General features: G+C 60.2%; 2 protein-coding genes. Both read right to left on the bottom strand.

Translation table 11 applies throughout. From position 1 onward, the window contains the following. Positions 1-589, bottom strand: a 589-nt coding sequence (locus AB4Z11_RS30240) for an Ig-like domain-containing protein (protein ID WP_442029663.1), incomplete at its 3' end; no start/stop codon positions are given. Between the two features lie 44 nt (positions 590-633). After that, on the bottom strand, positions 634-2,068 hold a 1,435-nt coding region (locus AB4Z11_RS30245; RefSeq protein WP_442029665.1), incomplete at its 5' end, for a type IV pilus secretin PilQ.

Genomic DNA, 2,068 nt, shown 5'->3' on the forward strand with positions numbered 1-2,068 from the left:
GGCTACCATTGGTCAGGCTGCCGGAGTCGGCCGACAAAGTCACTGGAACACCAGCCATGACGGAATTGTTGGAATCCTTGACCAGGGCCGTCACGGTCACTTCAGAACCGGCAGCACCGGCCGACTGCAGGGTACCCGCGTCAGTGGTCAGGGTCAGGGTCTGCGTTGCCGAGACGACTTTCACGGTAACCGCGTTGGAGGTTGCGCCGCCGGCACTGGCGGTAATGGTGATGTCGCGCAGGCTGGTATCACCTTTTACGTTCAGCTTTTCCGTCACCACGCCATTGGCATCACTGATACGGTTGGTATTGCTGATGTTGCCGGAGCTGGACTTGAAGCTCACGGTTTCGTTCGGGAGTGTGTTGTTGTTGCTGTCCTTGACGATGGCCGTCAGGGTCACTTCGGTGCCATCCTGGCCAGACGATGCAATGGTGCCGGAGCTTGCGCTCAGGACCACGGTCGCGGCCTTGGATGGCTGCTGGCCGTTGGCATTGGTGCCGGGCGAACCGCCACCGCCGCCGCAGGCGGCCAGCAGACTGGCGGCGGCGAAAGCGCCGACCCAGCCTGAAAGTTTGCGTAATGCTTGCATGCTCATCTTTTATTACCCTTTTTCTTGAAGCAGCCTAACCGTTATCAGCGCGCCGACAGACGCTCGGCAACGATCTTTGGCGTGATAAAGACCAGCAATTCGGTCTTGTCGTTGGTACGGCTATTATTTTTAAACAGGTTGCCCAGCACCGGCACATCTCCCAAAACCGGTACCTTGCTCACTGTATTACGCTCCGTCTGCTGGTAAATACCACCCAGCACCACGGTGCCGCCGTTTTCCACCATCACCTGAGTTTTCACGTGCTTGGTGTCGATTGCGAAGCCGGCCCGGGTCTCCTGGCCGACACTGTCTTTGTTTACGTCCACGTCCAGCACCACGTTGCCGTCGGGCGTAATTTGCGGAACCACATCCAGCTTCAGGTTCGCCTTGCGGAAGATAATCGCCGTGGCGCCGCTGGAGGTCGCGACCTGGTAAGGCAGTTCCACGCCCTGCTCGATGGTGGCGGCGGCCTTGTCGGCGGTCACCACGCGCGGGCTGGAAATGATCTTGCCGGTGCCATCTGCTTCCAGCGCCGACAGCTCCAGGTTCAGGAAGCGGTTAGCAGCCGAAGAGAACAGACTGACAGCCAGGCTGCCGGCCTGTGCGCCATTGATGCCCGCCGCCGGCAGATTGATGAATTGCGTGTTGTTCCAGGCGTCCGTAATGCTGGTGACGGTGGTTTGGCCGGTCGCCGTGCCGACGCCGGTGATATTGCCACCCAGGCCGAGACGGGTATTGCTGGTGCCCAGCTGCCAGCCCGAGTCGCCGCCGCGCTGTGTACGCAGGTCGGAGAAGCCCAGCTTGGCACCCAGGTTGCGGGTGAAGGTGTCGGACGCTTCCACGATACGCGCTTCAATCAGCACCTGCTTGGTCGCGACGTCGGTCTTGGCGATCAGCTTACGCACGTCTTCCAGCTTGGACGGAATATCGGTCACGAACAGCTGATTGGTGCGCGGCTCAATAATGGCGCTGCCGCGCTTGGACAGAATACGGTTGCGCTGCTCACCCGAGCCGCCGTCCAGGCCGAACACAGTCTTGAAGGCTTCCGCTTTCTGATAGTTCAGCTGGAAGATCTCGGACTTCAGTGGCTCCAGATCAGCGATCTGGGCACGCTGCTCCAGTTCCAGCTTTTCCTTGGTCAGCAATTCTTCTTTCGGTGCGATCCACAGCACGCTGCCGTTCTTGCGCATATCGAGGCCTTTGGCCTGCATCACGACGTCCAGCGCCTGATCCCATGGCACTTCCTTCAGACGCAGGGTCAGGTTGCCCTGCACGCTGTCGCTGGTGATGATGTTCAGGCCGGAGATGTCGGCAATCGCTTGCAGCGCCGCGCGCACATCCACGTTCTGGAAGTTGAAGGACAGCTTCTCGCCACGGTAGCCCTGGGTGCCTTGCACCAGCTTGTTCGGGTCTTCCTTGATCGGCTTCACATCCACCACCAGCTGGGTGTCGCTCTGGTAGACGCTCTGCTCCCACAGG

The organism is Pseudoduganella sp. RAF53_2 (assembly GCF_052113985.1).
Lineage (GTDB): Bacteria > Pseudomonadota > Gammaproteobacteria > Burkholderiales > Burkholderiaceae_D > Rugamonas.